General features: G+C 70.9%; 19 protein-coding genes. 14 read left to right on the top strand and 5 right to left on the bottom strand.

Features of this window, described 5'->3' with window-relative positions; translation table 11 throughout:
* Nucleotides 1-72: 72 nt before the first annotated feature.
* Together ABT245_RS40045 and ABT245_RS40040 are read right to left on the bottom strand one after the other, a co-directional pair.
* Nucleotides 73-1,857, bottom strand: coding sequence for a flavin monoamine oxidase family protein (locus ABT245_RS40045; RefSeq protein WP_351744244.1), 1,785 nt, complete (start codon nt 1,855-1,857; stop codon nt 73-75).
* 389 nt (nt 1,858-2,246) lie between these two features.
* A complete protein-coding gene (locus ABT245_RS40040) occupies nt 2,247-3,467 on the bottom strand; it encodes an alpha-D-ribose 1-methylphosphonate 5-triphosphate diphosphatase (RefSeq protein WP_351744241.1) in 1,221 nt (406 codons plus the stop codon).
* 374 nt (nt 3,468-3,841) lie between these two features.
* Here ABT245_RS40040 and ABT245_RS40035 point away from each other — a divergent pair, with 374 nt between their 5' ends.
* The 9 genes from ABT245_RS40035 to ABT245_RS39995 all read left to right on the top strand — a co-directional run bounded on the left by ABT245_RS40035 (nt 3,842) and on the right by ABT245_RS39995 (nt 11,526).
* Nucleotides 3,842-4,765, top strand: coding sequence for a carbohydrate ABC transporter permease (locus ABT245_RS40035; RefSeq protein WP_351744238.1), 924 nt, complete (start codon nt 3,842-3,844; stop codon nt 4,763-4,765).
* Nucleotides 4,762-5,640: a carbohydrate ABC transporter permease gene (locus ABT245_RS40030; protein ID WP_351744235.1), complete on the top strand. Its 879-nt coding sequence runs from the start codon at nt 4,762-4,764 to the stop codon at nt 5,638-5,640. Before ABT245_RS40035 ends, ABT245_RS40030 begins: the two co-directional genes overlap by 4 nt.
* A 33-nt stretch (nt 5,641-5,673) precedes the next feature.
* Nucleotides 5,674-6,969, top strand: coding sequence for an ABC transporter substrate-binding protein (locus ABT245_RS40025; RefSeq protein ID WP_351744232.1), 1,296 nt, complete (start codon nt 5,674-5,676; stop codon nt 6,967-6,969).
* Nucleotides 6,970-6,980: 11 nt separating this feature from the next.
* On the top strand, nt 6,981-8,108 hold the full coding sequence (locus ABT245_RS40020; RefSeq protein WP_351744229.1) for an ABC transporter ATP-binding protein: 1,128 nt from the start codon (nt 6,981-6,983) through the stop codon (nt 8,106-8,108).
* Nucleotides 8,109-8,119: 11 nt separating this feature from the next.
* On the top strand, nt 8,120-8,878 hold the full coding sequence (locus tag ABT245_RS40015; RefSeq protein ID WP_351744226.1) for a GntR family transcriptional regulator: 759 nt from the start codon (nt 8,120-8,122) through the stop codon (nt 8,876-8,878).
* A 1-nt stretch (nt 8,879) separates the two neighbouring features.
* Nucleotides 8,880-9,803, top strand: coding sequence for a TauD/TfdA family dioxygenase (locus ABT245_RS40010; RefSeq protein WP_351744223.1), 924 nt, complete (start codon nt 8,880-8,882; stop codon nt 9,801-9,803).
* The gene (locus ABT245_RS40005) at nt 9,800-9,925 is read left to right on the top strand and encodes a hypothetical protein (RefSeq protein WP_351744220.1); all 126 of its coding nucleotides are present in this window, start codon (nt 9,800-9,802) and stop codon (nt 9,923-9,925) included. The genes ABT245_RS40010 and ABT245_RS40005 overlap by 4 nt, the downstream gene beginning before the upstream one ends.
* Nucleotides 9,926-10,070: 145 nt before the next feature.
* Nucleotides 10,071-10,709 carry an O-methyltransferase gene (locus ABT245_RS40000; RefSeq protein ID WP_351744217.1) on the top strand — a complete coding sequence of 213 codons (639 nt, stop codon included), beginning with the start codon at nt 10,071-10,073 and terminating at the stop codon, nt 10,707-10,709.
* A complete protein-coding gene (locus ABT245_RS39995) occupies nt 10,702-11,526 on the top strand; it encodes a 2-phosphosulfolactate phosphatase (protein ID WP_351744214.1) in 825 nt (274 codons plus the stop codon). Before ABT245_RS40000 ends, ABT245_RS39995 begins: the two co-directional genes overlap by 8 nt.
* Nucleotides 11,527-11,913: 387 nt before the next feature.
* On the opposite strand, the gene ABT245_RS39990 is transcribed toward ABT245_RS39995, so the two are convergent.
* Nucleotides 11,914-12,972 carry a serine hydrolase domain-containing protein gene (locus tag ABT245_RS39990; RefSeq protein ID WP_351744211.1) on the bottom strand — a complete coding sequence of 353 codons (1,059 nt, stop codon included), beginning with the start codon at nt 12,970-12,972 and terminating at the stop codon, nt 11,914-11,916.
* Entirely contained in the window at nt 12,969-13,826 is an 858-nt protein-coding gene (locus ABT245_RS39985; RefSeq protein WP_351744208.1) for an IclR family transcriptional regulator, read from the bottom strand. Before ABT245_RS39985 ends, ABT245_RS39990 begins: the two co-directional genes overlap by 4 nt.
* Before the next feature lie 87 nt (nt 13,827-13,913).
* Here ABT245_RS39985 and ABT245_RS39980 point away from each other — a divergent pair, with 87 nt between their 5' ends.
* From ABT245_RS39980 to ABT245_RS39960, 5 genes are read left to right on the top strand one after another with little or no spacing between them, the layout of a single operon-like run.
* Nucleotides 13,914-15,452, top strand: coding sequence for an ABC transporter substrate-binding protein (locus tag ABT245_RS39980; RefSeq protein ID WP_502982285.1), 1,539 nt, complete (start codon nt 13,914-13,916; stop codon nt 15,450-15,452).
* The gene (locus tag ABT245_RS39975; protein ID WP_351744202.1) at nt 15,449-16,438 is read left to right on the top strand and encodes an ABC transporter permease; all 990 of its coding nucleotides are present in this window, start codon (nt 15,449-15,451) and stop codon (nt 16,436-16,438) included. The genes ABT245_RS39980 and ABT245_RS39975 overlap by 4 nt, the downstream gene beginning before the upstream one ends.
* On the top strand, nt 16,435-17,349 hold the full coding sequence (locus ABT245_RS39970) for an ABC transporter permease (protein WP_351744199.1): 915 nt from the start codon (nt 16,435-16,437) through the stop codon (nt 17,347-17,349). The genes ABT245_RS39975 and ABT245_RS39970 overlap by 4 nt, the downstream gene beginning before the upstream one ends.
* A complete protein-coding gene (locus ABT245_RS39965; protein WP_351744196.1) occupies nt 17,346-18,185 on the top strand; it encodes an ATP-binding cassette domain-containing protein in 840 nt (279 codons plus the stop codon). The genes ABT245_RS39970 and ABT245_RS39965 overlap by 4 nt, the downstream gene beginning before the upstream one ends.
* Nucleotides 18,182-19,111, top strand: coding sequence for an ATP-binding cassette domain-containing protein (locus ABT245_RS39960; RefSeq protein ID WP_351744193.1), 930 nt, complete (start codon nt 18,182-18,184; stop codon nt 19,109-19,111). Before ABT245_RS39965 ends, ABT245_RS39960 begins: the two co-directional genes overlap by 4 nt.
* A gap of 119 nt (nt 19,112-19,230) precedes the next feature.
* Here the strand turns inward: ABT245_RS39960 and ABT245_RS39955 are convergent, their stop codons facing one another.
* A complete protein-coding gene (locus ABT245_RS39955) occupies nt 19,231-20,190 on the bottom strand; it encodes an ROK family protein (protein ID WP_502982284.1) in 960 nt (319 codons plus the stop codon).
* Between the last annotated feature and the right edge of the window lie 29 nt (nt 20,191-20,219).

Genomic DNA, 20,219 nt, shown 5'->3' with positions numbered 1-20,219 from the left:
GACACCCGGCGATCGCCGCTGCCCGCACCCCGCAGAAACACCCGGAACCCGCCCGACACCCTTGATCAGAATTCACGCGGTGGATCGAGGCTCAGGCCGGAACAGGTCAGGGTCGTCGAGGGAGTTGTACTCGTAGGCGTAGCCGTGCGCCCACCGGTTGACGGTGATCGCGGTGATGTCTCGGGCCGGGTCGAAGCCGTGGTCGGCGAGGGAGCGGGCCATCGAGTCGCGTATCTCACGCTCGAAGGTCTCGAAAGGCATCCTGATCAGCTGTCGGCGGCCGGCCTTGTGCTGCTCGCGGCAGACCAGGCCGGGGGAATGGGGAGTGGCCGACAGGCAGACCACGGTGGGCAGTTCGGGCCGGTGCGGCATCGTGAAGTCGCCGATCTCGGTGACCGTCGGCAGGCCGAAGCCGCTGAAGAAGCCGGAGGGCGTGCTGACGCGGGAGACCCGGGCCGCGGCGAAGGGCCGCCAGTCCTTCAGCGCGACCCGCGCGTACACCAAAGGCACCTTGACGCCGTAGCGCATCGCGGTCACCTGTTCTTCGGGCAGTTCGGGGACGAGGTAGGAGGTGACGGAGTTCCAGCAGGCCATGACAGCGCCCTTGGCCTTCACCCGGTAGCTGCGTCCGCCCTTCGAGTAGGCGACGACCACACCGTGCCGGCCGGCATTGCGTACCTCGAACGCCGTGCTGGACAGCCGGACGCGGACTCGGTTGCCTGGGTGGTCGAGTCCGCTGTAGTCGGCTTTCGCGGTGACGATCTCCTGCCAGTCGGGGTGGCGCACATCGAATGCGTGCGGGACGAGCTTGCTGACGAGCAGGCGGGCGATCGACGCGTTGCCCTCGGGGAAGTAGAAGTTGCCGTCTTCCTCTGTTTCCTTCAGGTGCATCAACGGCGTGAAGCCGGCGCCCGGCCACGCGGCGTCGGTGAGTCCGAGTCCGTCGAAACCCGGCTGCCCGGTGGCCCATGCGTCGGCCGCGGCAACCCGGTCGACGTTGACGCCCCACAGGCCGTTCGTGCCGCGCTTGACGATTTCCAGGGCGTCGTCGTCCAGGCCGATCTTCTCCCGCAGGTAGGTCTCGTACGGAGTGCGCGCGAGGATCTGCTTCTTCTGGGCGTCGGTCAGGCCGGGGTAGAAGTCCTCGGTCGTGGTGCGCAGGCGCACCAGGGCCGACCGGCTTGCCTCGCTCATCGGCAGCTTGGCGACGTACGACGCCCAGGATTCCCCCGGTTCCTGGGTCACCAGACGGTCCTTGCCCCATCGTTCGGCGGTGAACAGGGTGGCGCTGCCCAGGGAGTAGGGGGCGTAGGCGTCGCTCTTGACCGTGGCCGCAAGGGCCTTGAGGTCGACGCCGAGATCCTTGGTCAGCAGATCGCGGGCCTCGCGTGACCAGGTGCTGGGAGTGTCGATGTTGACGGTGCCGCCGTTGGACAGCAGCAGGGTGCGGCCGACGTGGAACTCGTTGCGCCTGGCATGCCCGCCGAAGTCGTCCAGGGCGTCCAGGATCAGGACGCGGGCGCTGGGGCCTGCGTGTTTGCGGTAGAGGTAGGCCGCCGCGAGACCACTGAGACCGCCACCGACCACCACCAGGTCGTAGGACTCGTGGGTGTCGGTAACGGGTCCCGCCTCGAAGTCGCCGTCCCGGACGGCGTGCGCGACGTCATAGGCGCCCGGCTGCTGGCCTCTCAGGCCGGTCTGGGTGGGCGGGTACGGTGCGTTCCGGTTGTGCCGGCCGTGGCCATGTGCGGCGGGTGCGGCCTGCGCGGCGCCCGGAAGGACCGTGGCGGCCGCCGCCCCGGCCGCAGTGACTGCCACGCCGTCCAGGAAGTCACGACGTGTGATCTTCCGTCCCATGCCAAGCTCTTGATCGCTGAATCTGCCCATGCCATACCCCCCACAGAAGTTTGCGGATTTCGGAGATGGAGCGCGTGATCGGTACGCTAACCAGTCATGGACGTGCCGTAAAGAACGGATACCGTTGCAAAGCGGTTACTTGGATGCGGAATTCGTAGTCACATAAAGCGGCGGAGGACGACATGTCGGCGGCGGGCACTGCGTGCTCCCGCCGTCTGGACCCGGGTCCGCGCAGGTCCGATATGTGGGGGCGCCCGGCGTCGGGCATGCCACCGAGTCCGGCGACCACTGCGTCGAGCTATCGGCCCTGGCTGTCGTTCATCGGCCGTAGTGGGTCTGTGCGGCGCGTATGGGCGTCGGGGGGAGGCCGGACTCGGTGGTGGTCATGGTCACCGCCCTGTGGGCTGCAGCAGTCTGGCCACGGAGAGGGGCGCTTGCTCGCTGTCGCGGGTTTCCTCGGCGAGCAGGGACATCCGTACGGTGGGCCGGCCGCCGTCGGCGGTGACGACGACCAGGTCGGCGCGCAGCCCGGGCGCGAGGGCGCCCCGGTCGGTGAGTCCCGCGGTGCGGGCGGCGCCTGACGTGATGAGTGCTACGGCGGTGTGCAGCGGTATCACCCTGCGCAGTGCCAGTTTCAGGGCGGCGGCCAGCAGTGTGGTGGGCATGTAGTCGCTGGACAGGTTGTCCACCAGTCCTTCGGTGATCAATGTTTCGGCACTGACGTTGCCGCTGTGCGAGCCGCCCCGCAGCACGTTGGGGGCGCCGGCGACCACCGGCATCCCGGCGTCGCGGGCGGCGCGGGCCGCCTCGCGGGTGGTGGGGAACTCGGCGACGGCGGCGCCCGCCGCCCGTACCTCGGCCAGTTGTTCAGCGTTTTCCACGTCGTGGGCGAGCAGCCGGATCCGCCCCGCGCGTGCTTCCTGGCCGAGGTGGGCGAGGGTGCGGGCGCGCTGCGGGAAGCCGTCCGTGCGCTCCTCGATGCGGTCGCGTATGAACCGCTCGGCGTCCTCGGCGGACAAGTGCTGCTGCCGCTGGATGGCCACCCGGTACGTCTCCAGGTTCCGGTACTGGCCCTGGCCGGGTGTGTGGTCCTCATAGGAGACCAGCGGCGGCACGTCGGTGTGCGGCTGCGCCGCGAGAACGCCCTTGAGGGCGGCCAGCGCGTCGGCGTCGCGGGCGTCGAGGCGGTGCAGCAGCCGGTGGTCGACCAGGCCGACGCCGTCCGCGGCCCGTTCCCGTATCGCGGCGGTCAGCGCCAGCGAACGCTCGATGGTGCGGTCCTTGATGACGTCGGTCTGGTAGCCGACCGCGTGGTGCACCGTGGTGACACCGGCGGCTCGAACCCGTCCCTCGACGCTCAAGACGGCGAAGTCCGGCTCGAACTCCACGGCCGGGCGGGGGCGTTGCTCCTTCTCCAGCGCGTCACTGTGGGTGTCGACAACGCCCGGCAGCAGCAGCGCGCCACCGAGGTCGAGGGCGTCGGCCGGCACCGCACCCGGGATAACGGGGGCGACCTCGACGATCCTGCCGTCCTCGACCACGACGAGGGCGTCGTCGAGGGTGCGATCGGCCAGGACGGCGCGGGCGTGGGCGAACACATAACGGGTCATCGAGTTCTGTCTTCCTTCAGGGGCCGCCCTCGTCCGCTGGGCAGGACGGTGACGTATGTGTTCCACGGGTGCTCGGCCACGGCGGCCTGGCGCAGTGCGGCAGCGGCGGCCTCTCGGGCATCGGCGTCGCATCCTGGATCCCGTAGGTGCCCGTACGACACCATCACCCCCCTGCGTGAAAGTGAACAAAGGGAGTACTCGTCATGTCTTTCCCGTCATTTTCCGTCGGCGTCGCGCGGCCGACGCGGCCCGACAGGGCTGGGCCGCCCAGGACGGTGAGACGACCGGGCCAAAGCTGTAGTAACAGGTTGTTCACCTGATGGTTCAAGTTTGTTGGATGACGCGACTGCACCACAATTTGTAACGTCAGGGCTGTGACTACGACGACTGTTGTGCCCCCGGACGAGAGACCACGGCGTCTCCGATTGCGCGAGGCCAGGGTGACCGCGGCGTTGCTGGGGCCGGCTTTCGCCTTCCTGATCGCGTTCGTCGTGCTGCCCGTCCTGGCCGTGGGCGTGCTGGCGCTGCTGAACTTCGATCCGCTCAGCCAGGAGACGAGCTTTGCCGGTCTGGACAACTGGCGTCGCGTCCTGGCCGGCCGGGAGTTGTGGCAGGCGACCGGGAACACGCTTCTCTACACCGCGCTGACCGTGCCCGTAGAGGTCGTGGGCGGCCTGCTGATCGCGCTCGCCATCCGGGCCGCCGGCCGCGGCGCGGGGCTGTGGCGGACCGCCTACTTCGCGCCGACGGCGGCCACGCTGGCCGCGATGTCCGTGGTGTGGCGGTGGCTCTTCTACCCACACGCGGGTGTTTTCGACGAGACGCTCGGCCGGCTCGTCGGGCAGGACAGCTGGCTGGGGTCGACGACGCTGGCGCTGCCCGCGGTCGCGATCGTCGGCAGCTGGGCGGGGATCGGGTCGTGTGTGGTGATGTTCCTTGCCGGCCTGTCGAACGTGCCCGCCCACCTGGAGGACGCCGCCCGGATAGACCGGGCCGGTGCCTGGCAGAGGTTCTGGTCGGTGATCTGGCCCGCGATCGGGCCGGCCACGACGTTCGCGCTGGTCATCACGACCCGTGACTCGCTGCGCGTGTACGACCAGGTCCGGGTGATGACCGAGGGCGGGCCGCAACAGAGCACCAGCACACTCTCGTTCCTCGCGTGGCAGCGCGGAGTGAGCTATCTCGACATCGGCGGCGGTTCCGTGATCAACGCCGTACTGCTGGTACTGGTCCTGATCACGGTGGCGGTGCAACTGCGCCTCGGCGGGCGCCGCTGGGACAAGGACGGTAGTCGATGAGCACGACAACGGTGACCGAAGCGCGCCCGCGGCTCGCCCGCCGCCGGGCCGACGACAGACGCGGCAGGTGGGTTCGCTGGAGCCTGCGTGCCGGGCTCGCCGCGGGTGCGGTGTTCATGCTGACCCCGTTCCTGCTCATGGCACTGGCCGCGATCACCCCGAACCGCCGGCTCAAGCCCGGGTCGGTGAGCCTGTCGGGTTTCACCCTGGCCAACTTCCGGCAGGCCTGGCATGACGTCGACTGGCCCGGCCTGTATCTGCACACGGTCGTGGTCGTCGCCGTGGTGTTCGCCGCGCAGGTGCTGACCTCACTGCCGGCCGGCTACGCACTGGCCCGGCTGAGGTTCCGCAACCGCAAGCTGTCGTTCTGGACGGTCATGCTGTGCCTTGCGATACCACCGCAGGTGACCGGGATCCCGGTCTTCTACGCCCTGTCCAAAGTGAACCTGCTGGACAGCTACACCGCACTGGTACTGCCGAGCGTCGGCAGCGCGTTCGGGATCTTCCTGTTCCGCCAGTTCGTGCTCTCCCTGCCGCAGAGTGTCTTCGACGCGGCCCGGCTGGACAGGGTCGGCCCCGTCGCGATGGTGTGGCGCATCGTGCTGCCCAACGTCAGGCCGGCACTTGCGGCCTTCGCCGTGTTCACCGTCGTCGGACACTGGAACGATCTGTACTGGCCCTCGATGCTGCTGCGCTCGGACCAGGTGGCCACGGTGCCCTACGGCATCGCACGCTACGCCGCACCGGACAGCCTCAGCACATACGGCACCCAGATGGCCGCGGCCACACTGGCCACGCTGCCGCTCCTGCTCTTCTTCCTCCTCGTCCAGCGCCAGTTGGTGCGCGGCATCGCGCTGACCAACGGCGGCGAATGAGCCCGCGCCCAACCCACTTGAAACGGAATACCGATGAACGTCACGCTCACCCGGCGGCATGCCCTGATGGGGGCGCTCGCCGTCGCCGCCGCGGGCACAGCCACCGCCTGCGGCAGCAGTAGCGGTGCCGGCAACACCGACGCCAAGACGATCAACCTGCTCACCTCTTCCGATCCCAAGATCGTGAACAATGTCAAGCGCGTTCTTGGGCCGGGGTTCACCCGCCGGACCGGTATCACAGTGAAGATCGAGCAGGCCGGGCCGGCGTGGACCGAGGTCGACACCCGTCTGCAGGCCGATCTCACTGCGGGCCACCGGCCGGACGTCGCGCTCGTGGGCATCAACTCGGTGCGTACCTATGCCGACAGCAAGCTCGCGCAGCCCCTGGACGCTCTCATGACGCAGGCGAAGTTCGATGCCTCGCAGTACTCGTCCGCCTTGCTGAACGTCGGCAAGTACGGTGGCCGGACGATGGGGCTGCCTTATTCCGTCAGCACCCTCGTGCTGTACCTCAACGTGGAGGTGCTGCGCAAAGCCGGCCTCGACCCGGACCGGGCACCGGCCACGTTCAGCGACCTGAAGACCTACGCGACCAAGATCGTCAGCAGCAAGGCCGCCCGTTACGGAGTCGCCTGGGCCTACAGCACCGATTCGAACTGGGCGCTGCAGGCCATGCTCGATTCCGCGGGCGGGTCGATGATGGACCCGGCCGAGAAACATGTGACGGTCAACGGGCAGCCCATGGTGCGACTGCTGCAGTACTGGCGGGATCTCGTCCAGGACGGCATCAGCACCGTCACTGCGTCGGCCGATCTGACCGCGGCCTTCCTCCGCGGTGACATCGGCATGATGCTGCAGAGCTCATCGCAGAGCACCGCCGTCGCCGCCGGTGCGTCGTTCCCGATCCGTACAGACGTCCTGCCCGTGCCCGACGGCGGCCGCCGCCGCACGCCGCCCGGCGGTGGATCCGCGGTGGTCTTCGCCAGAGACGAGAAGGTGCGGCGCTCGGCGTGGAAGGTGGTCCAGGAGCTGATCGGGCCCGCCGGGCAGACCCAACTGGTGAAGACGTCCGGCTACACGTCGGTCAACCAGCAGGCTCTCACCGATCCGCGATATCTGGGAAACCTGCTGCGCAAGGAACCGCTGCGCGCCGCAGGTGTCGCCGAGATCAAGACGCTGGTGCCCTGGTACCAGTTTCCCGGCGCGCACGCGGCCGAAGCGCAGAAGCAGCTTCAGGACGCGGTCGTCGCGGCGATGAGCGGTACGAAGCCGGTCCAGCGGGCGCTGGATGACGCGGCCCGGTCCATCTCCGGTCTCCTGATGCGGTGAGGCGGGTGCTCATGACCACGACCGCAGTGCGCGGCGAGCAAGCCGAACAAGCCTCCTCCAGCCGGTCGGTCGGCGTGGAGACGATCACCAAGGTCTACGCCGATGGCAAGCGCGCCCTCGACGGCGTGGATCTGGCCGTCGAGCCGGGCACATTCGTCGTCCTGCTCGGCCCGTCGGGATGCGGCAAGACCACCCTGCTGCGCTGCATCGCCGGTCTGGAGCGGATCTCCGCGGGCCGGGTGGTGATCGGCGACACGGAAGTGACCCACCGGGAACCAGGGGAACGGGGTGTCGCGATGGTCTTCCAGAACTACGCCCTCTACCCCACCAAGACCGTGCTGGAGAACATCGAATACCCCTTGCGCATGGCCAAGGCCCCCCGACAGGACCGCCGTCGGCGGGCGCGTGAAATGGCGGAGCTGCTACGGCTCGGGCCAGTGACAGGGTCACGTCCCGCGCAGCTTTCCGGTGGTCAGCGCCAGCGCGTCGGTATCGGCCGGGCACTGGTACGCGAACCGAACGTGCTCCTGATGGACGAACCGCTGTCCAACCTCGACGCCGAGTTGCGCGGTGAGCTCCGCGCCGAGATCCGTCGCCTGCAGCGCCGAAGCGGTACGACCACGTTCTACGTCACGCACGACCAGGCCGAAGCTCTCGCCCTCGCGGACCGGCTGGTGGTGATGCGCGACGGGCGGATCGAGCAGGACGGCCCGCCCGAGCAGGTCTACCAGCAGCCGGCCACCCGGTTCGTCGCCTCCTTTCTCGGCGGCATGAACCTGCTTGACCTGGCAGGGGCCCAGGTCGCCCTGCCCGCGCCACTGCTCGCCACGCTCGCCGAGGACCGAATCGGCTGCCTCGGAGTCCGGCCCGAAGACCTTCGGCTGGTCGCGGGCCCCGAGGACGCCACCGGCGCGGATCTCGTGCTGCACGGCACGGTGGAGGAACAGGAACTACTGGGCCGTGAACGGCTCGTGCACTTTCGTACGGGCGGTGACCAGCGCGCCCGGGTGCGGATCCATGCCGACCGGACGGTGCCCGCCGACATCACGGTCATCGCGAACTTGGCGGACATCCACCTCTTCGACACCGCAGGCCACAGGCTCCACGCCACCCTGCCGCTGTCGAGCGGATCACGATAGGAGAGTTATCGATGCCGAACGGGGCCGTGCCGAACTATCTCGCGCTGGCCGACTTGCTTGAGGACTCGATCGCCACCATGAACGGCGGTGACCGGCTCCCGAGCGAGAACGAACTCGCGACGCTGCACGGGGTGAGCCGGGTGACCACCCGCGCGGCTCTCCAGGAGCTGGAGCGCCGGCACCTGGTGCGGCGCAGCAAGGGATCGGGCACGTTCGTGGCCCTGCGACTGGTGTTCACCATCAGGCCCGACCTGCCACCGAGTTGGAGCCAGACGGTGCGCCGCGCGGGTGGCGAGCCGTCCGTGAAGTCGGTGGACGCCGTCCTCACACAGCCCGATCCGGAGACCCGGGAACGGCTCGAACTGGGCCCCAGGGACAAGGTCGTCCGGCTGCGCCGCATCGGCCTGGTCAACGGCCTGGTCGCGAACACCGCGCTGACCTGCCTGCCGGCCGATCTCGCACCGGGCTTCCGTGACCTGCTCGCCACCGGTGGCTCGCTCCACACCATCCTGACCAGCCTCGGCCACCACCCCCAGCGTGAGTGGACGCGCGTCGACATGCAGGTCCCGGGCGAGGAGATCGCGGCCGACCTCGAACTGGAGGGCCGGCCCCGGGTCTGGGGCCTGACCAGCTTGGTCGTCGACGGGCGCGATGGCCGTCCCCTGGAGTTCGGCCGCGGCTGGCACAGGCCGGACGTGTTCGACATGCGCATGGAGTACCAGAGCAAGCGCCGCACTCAGCGTGCAGGCGCATCAGAAACAAGGAGCTGACATGGAAACCACCCGCCCGGCGGCAGGCAGCGGTGCCCCGCCCGCACTCGACACACACGCGATACATGACGGGCTGCGGGAGGCCGCCGAACGCCTGAGCCTGACCGCGGCCGAGCTGGAGCCCTCCGGGGTGCAGCAGACGGTGCTTGAGGAGTTGACGCAGGCGGTGCCCGCCCTGGCCGACCTCATCCGACAGGCCGGCGAACACCTCGACGTCCACGGTGCGGTCCGCTTCACCGGACTGCCCGTGGCCAGCGACGTCGCGCTGATCGGCCTGCTCGCGGCGTTCGGGCGGCCGACGAGCAGGGGAAACGGCGCTCCCGCTGAGCGCCTGATCTACGAGGTCGCCCCCGACGATGCCGCCACCGGTCCGACGAACCTGTCCAAGGGGCGCGCCGCCCAGAAGCCGCACACCGACTCGCCCGTCCAGCACCGACCCCACGAGTTCCTGGCACTGGCGTGTGTGACCGGCGACCCCGCCGGCGGCGGCCTGTCCACTGTGGTCCGGGCCGACGACGTGGCAGCCGCTCTCGACGAACGCGACGGAGGCACCACGACAGCACTGCTGAGAGAGGAGGTTTTCCCCTTCCTGGACACACCGCTGGGCCTGGACGAACCGCCGGTGACAGCGCCCGTCCTGCGGTTGACCCCTGAGGGGCGATGGCGGGTGCGGTTCCGGCACGACGCGCTCGTCGCGGGCTTCCAGCGGCATCCCGATGTCACCAGCGCCGCGCATCGCGAGGCCGTGGACGCGTTCACCACCGTGGCCACCGACCCCGCATTGACCGCGACCTTCCAGTTGGCCCCCGGTGACATGGTGCTTGTCGACAACACCCGTGTGATGCACGGTCGTACCGAGATCACCGGTACCGCGGAGCGGCGACTGAAGCGGATCAAGCTGTTCGGCGAGGGACGTCCCGCGTGACAGACAGCGAAGAGGACAAGCGGCGGTTCGTCTTCGGACATCTGCGGCTGCGGGGCGTCGAAGCAGCCGTGTCCGGGGAGTCGCGCGTCCTGGTGGCCGCGCGCCCCGGGTCACGGGCCTGACTGCCTGACCAGCCTGGACAGGCACCCCGCCGTCCCGTCGAGTACGGCCGCGGCTGGAACGGCCCGGACGTGTTCGGCATGCACATGAAGTACCTCAACCGGCGCCGCACTCAGCGTGCAGGCGCATCAGAAGCAAGGAGCTGACATGGAAACCACCCCGATGAGCGGTGTGACGGCGACAGGTGAACCCACACACCTCGCCGGTGCGCTGGAGCTCGCCGAGCGGTTCGATCTTCCTCCCGTGCGGCCCGAGAACAGGGTTCCGACGTCCTGCCTGCCCGGGGTCGGCCAACTGCTGGCGACGCTCGCCGCAAGTACCAGCGTGCGACCGGATGCCGTGGTCCTGGAGCTGGGTACAGGAGCGGGCGTCGGCACAGCCTGGCTCACACACGGTCTGGCTCCCGGCGCGCGGCTCATCACGGTCGAGGCCGACGCCGAGCGGGCCGCCGCGGTCGGCGCGCTGTTCGCCGGAGAGCCCCGGGTGAGCGTGGTCCACAGCGACTGGCACGCGGTCGAACCCCCGCGCGGCGGTGCGTGCCTGCTCTTCGCCGACGCCGGGCTGCGCCACGAGATCCACCCGCCGGCTTGGGACGCGATCGTCGACCTGCTCGACATCGGTGGGCTGCTTGTCTTCGACGACCTCACCCCGCCCGGTGGTCCGACACTGTTGGACAACGAAGAGGACAAGCGACGGTTCGTCTTCGGACATCCCCGGCTCCGGGGCGTCGAAGTAGTAGACATCTCCGGGGAGTCGAGCGTCCTGGTGGCCGCGCGCCATGCATGAGTTCGGTGCCTCGGACCTGCCGAGCGCTCCGTTCGAGCCCTGGCCGGCCGCACATCTGCACGTCGAGTGGGGCAGCCAAGCCGCCCAGCTCGCGGCCGACCGCGGCGACGCCGTCGTGGTCGTCGACACGCTCACCTTCTCCACCACGGTGACCATGGCGGTCAGCCGGGGCGCGGCCGTACTGGCCCTGTCCCGCGCCGAAGTGGCGCGGCTGGGCGGCCCGGGCGGGGTCGCGCAGACCTACCAGGTGGCGCCGCCGGCGCTCACCCAGGGCGGAACAGACGCGAAGCTCACGCTGTCTCCCAGCAGTGTCGGCAACGTCGCCCGTGGCGACCGGGTCGCGCTGACCTCGATCAACGGCGCCGACATCGTCCGTAGCGCCCGGCACGCCACAGTGCTGCTTGCCGGATGCCTGCGAAACCGATCGGCGGTCGCCCGCTGGTGTGCCAGTGCCTTGACCGGCGGCGTGGTCCCGCGGGTGACGGTCATCGCGGCCGCCTCACGCTGGTCGTCGATGCTCACTGTCCCCGAGGGGATGCGCCCGTCGGTCGAGGACTGGCTCGGTGCCGGTGCGATCGCGGCCGCGGCGGAGGCACTTGGTGTAAGCCTGTCCACCGAGGCCAAGGCCGCCGCGTCGACCTACGCCGTCGCCGAGCGCGACGGCCTGGACCGGTGGCTGCGCGGTTCGACCACCGGGCGCGAGATGATCCAGAAGAACTTCGCGCCCGATGTCGACGAAGCAGCCGGCCTCGACCTCGACGACACCGTGCCACGACTCGACAGCCGGGGATTCTTCGTCACCTCCGACCATCCGTGACCGGCTTCACCCTCGCCCGTCGATGACCGCCGAGCACGCCGGGGACCAGGACGCCGACGAGCTGCCGAGCCGGGTGTACGAGTCTCTCGCCGAGGCCGCCCGCCGCCCGCCGCCCCAAGGTTTGGGCGGCGGGCGGCGGCTGCCGTGGCTGGAGACGATGAGCTCCACCGCACCATCACCCCACGGGGTCCTGGTCAGGACCCTGCATGGCCAGTTCGGGCTGTCGGCAGGGAGGTTGCTCCGGCCAGAACAGCGCACGCACTTTGTCCGAACCCCGGCCCATGGGCGAGGCCCACGCCGAGGTCCACGCCTGGATCGTCGGGCTCTACAGCACCGGGCGGCAGCACAACGTGGTGAATCGCCCCTGCACACCGAGGTGTCGGGACGTCACGGTGATCGCTGCGCCGAACGGTCCGCGCGGGCCGGCGCCGCGGCCTCGTCGTGGAAGGCGCGGCGGACGGCCGTGATGCCGTCACCGGCCCTCGACGGGTGGACGCGGTTCGTCAGCAGGACGGCGTAACGACCGGTATCGGGCTCGACCCAGACACTGGTGCCAGTGAAGCCGGTGTGCCCGTACGCGCGGGGGCCGAAGGACTGGCCGACCGGGGAGTCCTTCGGGTCCTGGCCCTGCCAGGCGAGGCCGCGCCGCAGCCCCAGGCCCTCGGTATGGACGGCCGTCATCTGCGCGAAGGTGCGGGGGCGGAGCAGTTCGCGTGCGCCGCCGGCCAAGGACCTGCCGAGCCGCTCCATGTCGGCCAGCGGGGCGAACAGTCCGGCGTGCCCGCCTACTCCGCCGAGCACCACCGCGTTCTCGTCATGCACCTCGCCGATCACGACCCTGCCGCGCCACGGGCAGTCCTCGGTGGCCACGGCCCGCCGTCGGGCCTCGGCGTCCGGGCGGAATCGCGTGCCCGTCATGCCGAGCGGGTCGCACACCAGTCGCCGCACCAGCACATCCAGCGTCTCCTCGGCGGCGGCCTCGGCGATCAGACCCAGGATGATGAATCCCTGTGAGGAGTACTGGACCTTCGTGCCCGGTGCCGCCGTGAGCGGCAGCAGCCGGATCGCCTCCAAGAGGGAAGCCCGCGTGGGGTGTTCGCGGTAGAGGGGGACCTGGCCCGGAATGCCGGAGGTGTGCGCGAGCAGCTGATGGACCGTCAACTCCGCTTTGTCGCCGCCCCGGTACTCCGGCAGATGGTCGCCCACGGTGTCGGTCAGCCGCAGGGCGCCCTCGTCGACCAGGGCCATCACCGCGAGCCCCACCACCGGCTTGGTGACCGAGGCGAGGTCCCACAGCTCGCTGCCGTCCAAGGGCTCGCCGCCCCAGCTCCTGGTGCCGGTCCAGCCGCGGTCCTGGGTCGCGGCGGCGTCGCCGACGGACCATGCCGCGGCGGAGTAGACCCCGCGGTCCCGGCCGGCGGCGAGGAGTTCGCCCAGCGGGCTCATGCCCGCCCTCCGTCACGTCCGCCGTCCCGCTCCCCCGCGGCCGGGCCGACCACGCCCAGCGCCGGGGTCCGCCCGCCGAGGCCCGCGGAGACGGTGCGGGCGGCAGCGCGCACCATCGGGCCGTACAACTGCACGCTCTCGTGGTCGAGGGTGAACGTCAGCCCGGAGACGCCGATCGCACCGACCACACGTCCCGCCCGGTCGAGTACGGGCGCGGCGACCGAGCGCACATCCGGTTCGTCGTAGCCGTCGTCGACCGCGTAGCCGCGCTCGGCGGCCTCCCGCAGGACCGCATGGACCGCCGCCGCCCCGGCGAGCGGATGCGCGGCCCATGCCGCCGGCGGCACGCCGTCGAGCACCTCGGCGCACTCGTCGTGCGGCAGCGCGGAGAGCATCGCGAGGCCGACGCCGCTGCGGTACAGGGGTGTGCGGCCGCCGGGCGGCATGCCCATCCGGAACTCCGGGGGCGACCCGGAGTGTTCCAGGTGGACCGCGTCGCCCCCGTGCCGCACGGCGTAGTGGGTGAACTGGCCGGTGCGCCGGTGCAGTTCCGCCAGCACGGGACGGGCAAGGCTCAGGGTCCGGTCGTCGTGCAGTGCCGCGGCGGCCAGTCCGAGCAGCCGCGGTCCCACCTGGTAGGAGCCGCCCTCGACGGGCTGGGCGAACCCGAACTCCGCCATGGTCCGCAGATGGCGGTGGACGGTCGGTTTCGACAGGCCCGTACGCCGTGCCAGATCGCCCAGCCGGTGGGGAGCACCGGGTTCGACGAGCGCTTCGAGCACTTCCATCGCCTTGTCGATCGGGCCCTTCGCTCGGCCCTGCTCGGTGATTTGAGTGTTGACGGTCTTCGCCATGTCGCCTAGCTTAGCCCATCATTCCATCTGCCGGAACGGATGTGATGCTCAATGGAACGACTTCGTCAAGCGCGGAGTGTGGACCGCATGCGCCCGGCCCGGCGCGACCTCCTGCGGCTTGGCGGCCTGTTGATCCCGGCCCTCGCTGCTCCGGCGGTGCTCACCGGGTGCGGCACCAGCCCCGCGAGCAGCGCGGGGAACATCCTTCGGGTGGCCCAGGCCGGTGATCCCAAGACCATGGATCCACACAAACAGGGCGACATGACCTCCATGAACGCCCTGATCAACATGTTCGACACACTCACCATGCGGGGCATGGACAACCTCCTGCAGCCGCGGCTCGCGCTGTCCTGGACGGCCCGCGGGTCGGCGACCTGGCGCTTCACGCTGCGCCCCGGCGTCACGTTCCACAACGGTGAGCCGTGTGACGCGGCGGCGGTCAAGTTCAGCATCGAGCGCGTTCTCGACCCCGCGACCAAGTCACCGATCGTCGAACTCCGCTACGTCAAGGGCGTCTCCGTCGTCGATCCGCTCACCGTGGACGTGCACACGAGCGTGCACGACCCGATCCTGCCGGACAAGCTCTCGCTCTTCGGCGGCGTGATCGTCCCCCCGCGCCACCTGGCCTTGGTCGGGGACGCGGGGTTCGCCGAACACCCCGTCGGCACCGGGCCCTTCACCTTCGTCCGCTGGCAGCGCGACCACGAGCTGCGGATGCGTGCCTTCCCCGGCCACTGGCAGGGGCGCCCGCGCGTGGACGAACTGGTGTTCAGCCCCCAGCCCAACCCCTCGTCCTCGCTCGCCGCGCTCCAGAGCGGCCAGGTCGACCTCGTGGCCGGCCTCACCCCTGACGCGGCACAGCAGTTGGAGGGCTACGGCGGCGTCAGACTGGACGGCTACACCGGCATCAGGACCTCCTACCTGTCGCTGAACACCCTGGAGAACGGGCCCCTGAAGGACCGCCGGGTGCGCCGGGCGCTCAACCACGCCGTGGATGTCCCGCTGCTGATCAAGGCGGTGCTCGGCGGCAAGGCGACCGAGGTGCCCGCCATGATCCCGCGCGGGGCGTTCGGCTTCGATCCCTCGGTCACGCCGTTCACCCGCTCCGTGGACACCGCCCGGCGCCTGCTCGCCGAAGCCGGATACCCGCACGGCTTCTCGACCTCGCTGACCGCCTCCAACGTCGACTCCAACATCGCGGAGGCGATCTCCGGCCTGCTGTCCCGGGCCGGCGTGCACGCCCGGGTCAAGCTCCTGGACCCCGGGACCTACGCCGACCGGCTCACCTCCGACGACCATGGCGCGCTGGGGCCGATGTACCTGGCCGCGAGCACCGTCTGGACGCTGGACGGGGAGAGCATGCTCCAGTCCAACGTCCGCAGCGACCGCCGCCAGAGCAGATGGCACAACAAGGACGCGGACCGCCTCATCGACATCGAGGAGCTTTCCGAGGACCCCGCGGAACGCAAACGCGCCTTCGCCGATCTGCAGCGGCTGATCCAGCGGGAGGCCCCGTTCGTCCCCCTCTACCAGATCGACAACATCTACGCCCGCAACAACCGCCCCCGCTGGAAGCCGGGGTCCGCCGGTGTGCTGGCCATGCAGAGTGCGGAGATCTCCCGATGAGCGACCTCACCCTCCGGCCGCCGCGCACGGCGGGGACGAGCCGGCCGCGGCCGGGCGCCCGCGCCGGACTGCTGCGCGCCGTCCTGGTACGGATCGGCACGGCGCTGCTCGTGCTGCTGTGCACGGCGACCGTCTCCTTCTTCCTCGTGCGGCTGTCCGGCGACCCCGTCAAGCAGCTGCTCCCGCCGGACGCCACGGCCCAGCAGGAGTCCGTCCTGCGCGCCGGCCTCGGTCTCGACCGGCCCCTGATCACGCAGTACCTCGACTTCCTCTGGGGCCTGCTCCGCTTCGACTTCGGCAACTCCATCTCCTACAACGAGCCCGTCGGCCATGTGCTGGCCGAGCGGCTGCCGGCCACCCTGGAACTCGCCGCCGCCCTGGTGGTGACGCTCGTCATCGCCCTGCCGGCCGGCATCGTGGCGGCCATGCGCCGCGGCCGCGCCTCGGAACGCGGCATCATGACCGGCGTCCTGCTCGGGCAGTCCACCCCGCCGTTCTGGGTGGGCATCCTGCTGATCCTGGTGTTCGCCGTGGGACTGCACGCCCTGCCCGCCTCCGGGTACGGCACCTTCGCCAACCTCGTGCTGCCCGCCGTCACCCTGTCCGTCTACTCCGTCGCGGTCGTCGCCCGGCTGCTGCGCTCCTCGCTGATCGACGTGCTCTCGTCCGACCACATCCGCACCGCTCGCGCCAAGGGCTTCGGCCCGGTGAAGACGGTGCTCACGCACGGCCTGCGCAACGCGTCGCTGCCGGTGGTCACCGTGATCGGGCTTGAGGTCGGCAGCCTGCTGGGCGGCGCCATCCTCACCGAACGGGTCTTCTCCTGGCCCGGCGTCGGCCAGCTGACCATCGAGGCCATCTCCAACCGCGACTTCCCCCTGGTCCAGGCGGCCGTGCTGTTCTTCGCGGCCACGTTCGTCGTCATCAACCTGCTGGTCGACCTCTCCTACAGCCTCCTCGACCCGAGGGTGAGGACCTCCCGATGACCCTGACCTCCCAAGCCGCGCCCACCGCGGGCCCCGCCCCCAGGGCGAAGCGCGGCCGGCGCCCCGCCGCGCTGGGCACCCTGCTGCGCAACAGACTCGCCGTGGTGGCACTCACCGTCCTGGCCCTCCTCCTGGTCGCCGCGGTGTTCGCCCCGCTGCTCGCGCCCGACGACCCGAACGCGCAGGACCTGCTGATACGGCTGAAGCCGCCCGCCTGGCAGCACGGCGGCAGTGCCGCCCACCTGCTGGGCACCGACCAGCTCGGCCGCGACATGCTCTCCCGGGTCGTCTACGGCACCCGCGTCTCACTCCTGGTCGGCGCCGGCGCGGCACTGCTCGCCGGCTTGATCGGCACCGTGGTCGGCCTGGCCGCCGGCTACTTCGGCGGCTGGCCGGACCGGGTGCTGATGCGGCTGGCCGACGTCCAGCTCGCCTTCCCTTCGATCCTGCTGGCGCTGGCCATCGTCGGGTTCTTCGGCTCCGGCCTGTGGTACGTGATTCTCGTGCTGGGCATCACCGGCTGGGTGTCGTACGCCCGGGTGGTCCGCTCGGAGGTGCTGTCGCTGCGCTCGCGCGACTTCGTCACCGAGGCACGGGCGATCGGCGTCACCGACGTGGCCATCATGCGCCGCCACCTGCTGCCCAACGTGATGGCGCCGCTGGCCACCATCGGGACGCTGCACGTCGCCGCCGCGATCGTCGCCGAGGCGTCGCTGAGCTACCTGGGACTGGGCGTGCCCAAGGAGACCGTCACCTGGGGGTCGATGCTCGCCGACGGCCAGCTGTACCTCGGCACATCGTGGTGGGTCGCGGTCTTCCCCGGCGTCGCCCTGATGCTCACCTCGCTCGCCGTCAACATCACCGGCGACGCCCTGCGGGATGTCGCGGACCCGAAGGCGTACCGCCGATGACCACTGACAAGCCGGTGACCACCGGCAGCAAGCCGACCACCGAGCCGGTCCTGGAGATCGCCGACCTGAGCGTCGACTTCCGGCTGGACACCACCACCGTGCACGCCGTCCGCGGTGTGAGCCTGCGCCTCGCGCAGGGCGAGACACTCGCCGTCGTCGGCGAGTCCGGGAGCGGCAAGACGGCCACCTCGCTGTCCGTGCTGCGGCTCAACCCGCAGCCCCCCTGCGTCTACGTGGGCGGCCGGATCCTCTTCGACGGGCGTGACCTGCTCACCGTCTCCGAGAAGGACCTCGGCAGCATCAGAGGCCAGGACATCGCCATGGTCTTCCAGGACCCGATGACCAGCCTCGACCCCCTGCGCCGGGTCGGTACCCAGGTCGCCGAGGTGCTCCGTCACCACCAGGGTCTGTCCCGCGCGGCGGCCGCCGCGGCGGCCGCCGCGGCGCTGGACGAGGTCGGGATCCCCGACCCCGAACGCCGGTTCCGGCAGTACCCGCACGAGCTGTCCGGCGGCCTGCGCCAGCGTGTGATGATCGCAGGCGCCCTGGTGGGCCGGCCCCGCGTGCTCATCGCCGACGAGCCGACCACCGCACTGGACGTCACCGTGCAGCGGCAGATCCTCGACCTGCTCGTCTCGTTGCAGGAGCGGCACGGCATGGCCGTCCTGCTGATCACCCACGACCTCGGCGTGGTCGCGGAGACCGCCGACCGGGTGGCCGTCATGCACCAGGGCCGCGTCGTGGAGACCGGCGACGTACTCGACGTCTTCCACCGCCCGTCCGACGACTACACGCGCCAGTTGCTGGCCGCCACCCCTCGACTGGAGCCGGCATGACGACCGAAGCCGCAACGGCACCCGAGACCCGCCGGCCCCTCCTGGAACTGGCAGGACTGCGCAAGGAGTTCGGCGGGCGGCACGCAAGCGTCGCGGTGGAGGACGTGTCGCTGACGGTGGGCGAGGGCGAGACGCTCGCGCTGGTCGGCGAGTCGGGCTGCGGCAAGACCACGCTGACCCGGCTGCTGCTGCGGCTGGAGGAACCCACCGCCGGCAGCGTGCGCTTCGACGGGCAGGACCTCGCCGCCCTCGCCCCGGCCGAACTGCGCCGCCTCCGCCGCCAGATCCAGGTCGTCCTACAGGACCCGTACTCCAGCATGAACCCGCGCCTGAACATCGCCGGCATCGTGGCGGAGCCGATGGTCACCCACGATCCCGAGGCCCGCGGCCGCAGCGGCCGACGATACGTCCGGGAACGGGTCGGCGCGCTGCTGGAGTCCGTCGGCCTGGACGCCGGCATCCAGGACCGCTACCCGCACGAGTTCTCCGGCGGGCAGCGCCAGCGCATCTCCATCGCGCGCGCCCTGGCCGTCGAACCGCGGCTGATCGTGCTGGACGAGCCGACGAGCGCCCTGGACGTGTCGGTGCAGGCCCGCATTCTCGATCTGCTCGCCGAACTCCAGCAGCGGCGCGGGCTGACCTACTTCTTCGTCTCCCACAACCTCGCCGTCGTGCAGCAGGTGGCCGACCGCATCGCCGTGATGCGGCAGGGCCGGCTGGTCGAGGTCGGCGAGGCGGCGCAGGTGCTGCGCCGGCCCCGGCACCCGTACACCCGGCAACTGCTGGACGCGGTGCCGATACCCGATCCGCGCCGGGGCCGCCGGGCCCGCGCCACCGCGACCGCCACGGCCACCTCCACCGGCAGCGACAGCGGTGTCGGCGAGGCGGGCGACGGCGGCCCGGCGTCCGCGGGCGACGGGCGATGACGGGAGACGAGGGGGGCCGCCGCGCGGCGCCGTGTCTGCTGCTCGTCCCGCCGGCCGGGTGCGGCGGCCGGACGGCGGCCGACCCGGCGCGGGCCGAGGTGCGGCGGGTGGCGTCGCCCCTACACCTGCGAGAGCACCATCCCGGCGCCGCCGAGCAGCGCCACGTCGTCGACGGCGGCCGTGCTCACCACGACCCGCGGCTTCTCCGCGCCCGCCCAGACCACGTCCGAACGCAGCCGCTTTTCGATCAGCCCGCGGAACCGCTCGCCGCCCTCACGCGCCTCGCCGTGCAGCACGAACAGGCCGGGCGCGAAGAGCTGCTGAATGTTCATCAGGCCCAGCACGACGTTCTCCGCGTACTCGGCCAGCACCTGCCGCGCGGCGTCGTCCTCGCGTGCCACCAGGGTGGCGAGCGACATCGCCTGGCCCAGGCCCGCGGCCAGTGCCCTGGCCTGCAGCCAGCGGGTGGTGGCGACGGTCTTCCAGCAGCCGCGGCCGCCGCAGGTGCAGCGCTCCCCGCTGGCCGAGACGGTCATATGGGCGCCGCTGCGGCCACCGGGCGGGGCGAGCACCCGGCCGGCGTAGAGGATGCCCACGCCCAGCACTTCCCCGGTCGAGACCGACGCGAACGTGCGCCGGCCCCGGCCGGGACCGAACCACCGGTCGCCGAGCACCTGGAGCCTGGCATGGTGCTCCACCCTGACCGGCACCCCGGTCAGCGCCCGCAGCCGCTCCACCACCGGATAACCGCGCAGCGCCGGCACATCGTTGACCTCGGTGATCAGCCCCGCGTCGGGGTCGACCAGCCCGGCCGCCGCCACGCCGATGCCCTGCGGCGGGCCGCCGGCGAACACCTGGGCGGCGCGGGCGAGCGCCGCGTCCAGGTCGGCGGGCAGCGCGGTGGCCGCGTCGTACCCGGTCTCGGTCCGCTCCAGCACCGCACCGGACATGTCCAGGACCGCGGCCGTGATCCGGCCGGGCACCAGCTCGACCGCCCCCAGCCTGCGCGGAGCACGCGGTGCGACCGGTTGCGGTTCGAGCTCGGGCACCAGCCGCAAGGGGAAACGTTCATCGGTCATGGCCCGACTCTGCCACGACCGGCATTCAG

Source organism: Streptomyces sp. NPDC001508 (genome assembly GCF_040298665.1).
Lineage (GTDB): Bacteria > Actinomycetota > Actinomycetes > Streptomycetales > Streptomycetaceae > Streptomyces.
This window is presented reverse-complemented; position numbering and strand designations above follow the sequence as displayed.

Coding starts and splice junctions, on each gene's coding strand:
- ABT245_RS39975 (WP_351744202.1), top strand. CDS start 15,449: ATGAGCGACCTCACCCTCCGGCCGCCGCGCACGGCGGGGACGAGCCGG.
- ABT245_RS40020 (WP_351744229.1), top strand. CDS start 6,981: ATGACCACGACCGCAGTGCGCGGCGAGCAAGCCGAACAAGCCTCCTCC.
- ABT245_RS39985 (WP_351744208.1), bottom strand. CDS start 13,826: ATGGCGAAGACCGTCAACACTCAAATCACCGAGCAGGGCCGAGCGAAG.
- ABT245_RS39995 (WP_351744214.1), top strand. CDS start 10,702: ATGCATGAGTTCGGTGCCTCGGACCTGCCGAGCGCTCCGTTCGAGCCC.
- ABT245_RS39980 (WP_502982285.1), top strand. CDS start 13,914: ATGCGCCCGGCCCGGCGCGACCTCCTGCGGCTTGGCGGCCTGTTGATC.
- ABT245_RS39990 (WP_351744211.1), bottom strand. CDS start 12,972: ATGAGCCCGCTGGGCGAACTCCTCGCCGCCGGCCGGGACCGCGGGGTC.
- ABT245_RS39965 (WP_351744196.1), top strand. CDS start 17,346: ATGACCACTGACAAGCCGGTGACCACCGGCAGCAAGCCGACCACCGAG.
- ABT245_RS39970 (WP_351744199.1), top strand. CDS start 16,435: ATGACCCTGACCTCCCAAGCCGCGCCCACCGCGGGCCCCGCCCCCAGG.
- ABT245_RS40040 (WP_351744241.1), bottom strand. CDS start 3,467: ATGACCCGTTATGTGTTCGCCCACGCCCGCGCCGTCCTGGCCGATCGC.
- ABT245_RS40015 (WP_351744226.1), top strand. CDS start 8,120: ATGCCGAACGGGGCCGTGCCGAACTATCTCGCGCTGGCCGACTTGCTT.
- ABT245_RS39955 (WP_502982284.1), bottom strand. CDS start 20,190: ATGACCGATGAACGTTTCCCCTTGCGGCTGGTGCCCGAGCTCGAACCG.
- ABT245_RS40000 (WP_351744217.1), top strand. CDS start 10,071: ATGGAAACCACCCCGATGAGCGGTGTGACGGCGACAGGTGAACCCACA.
- ABT245_RS40030 (WP_351744235.1), top strand. CDS start 4,762: ATGAGCACGACAACGGTGACCGAAGCGCGCCCGCGGCTCGCCCGCCGC.
- ABT245_RS40025 (WP_351744232.1), top strand. CDS start 5,674: ATGAACGTCACGCTCACCCGGCGGCATGCCCTGATGGGGGCGCTCGCC.
- ABT245_RS40010 (WP_351744223.1), top strand. CDS start 8,880: ATGGAAACCACCCGCCCGGCGGCAGGCAGCGGTGCCCCGCCCGCACTC.
- ABT245_RS39960 (WP_351744193.1), top strand. CDS start 18,182: ATGACGACCGAAGCCGCAACGGCACCCGAGACCCGCCGGCCCCTCCTG.
- ABT245_RS40045 (WP_351744244.1), bottom strand. CDS start 1,857: ATGGGACGGAAGATCACACGTCGTGACTTCCTGGACGGCGTGGCAGTC.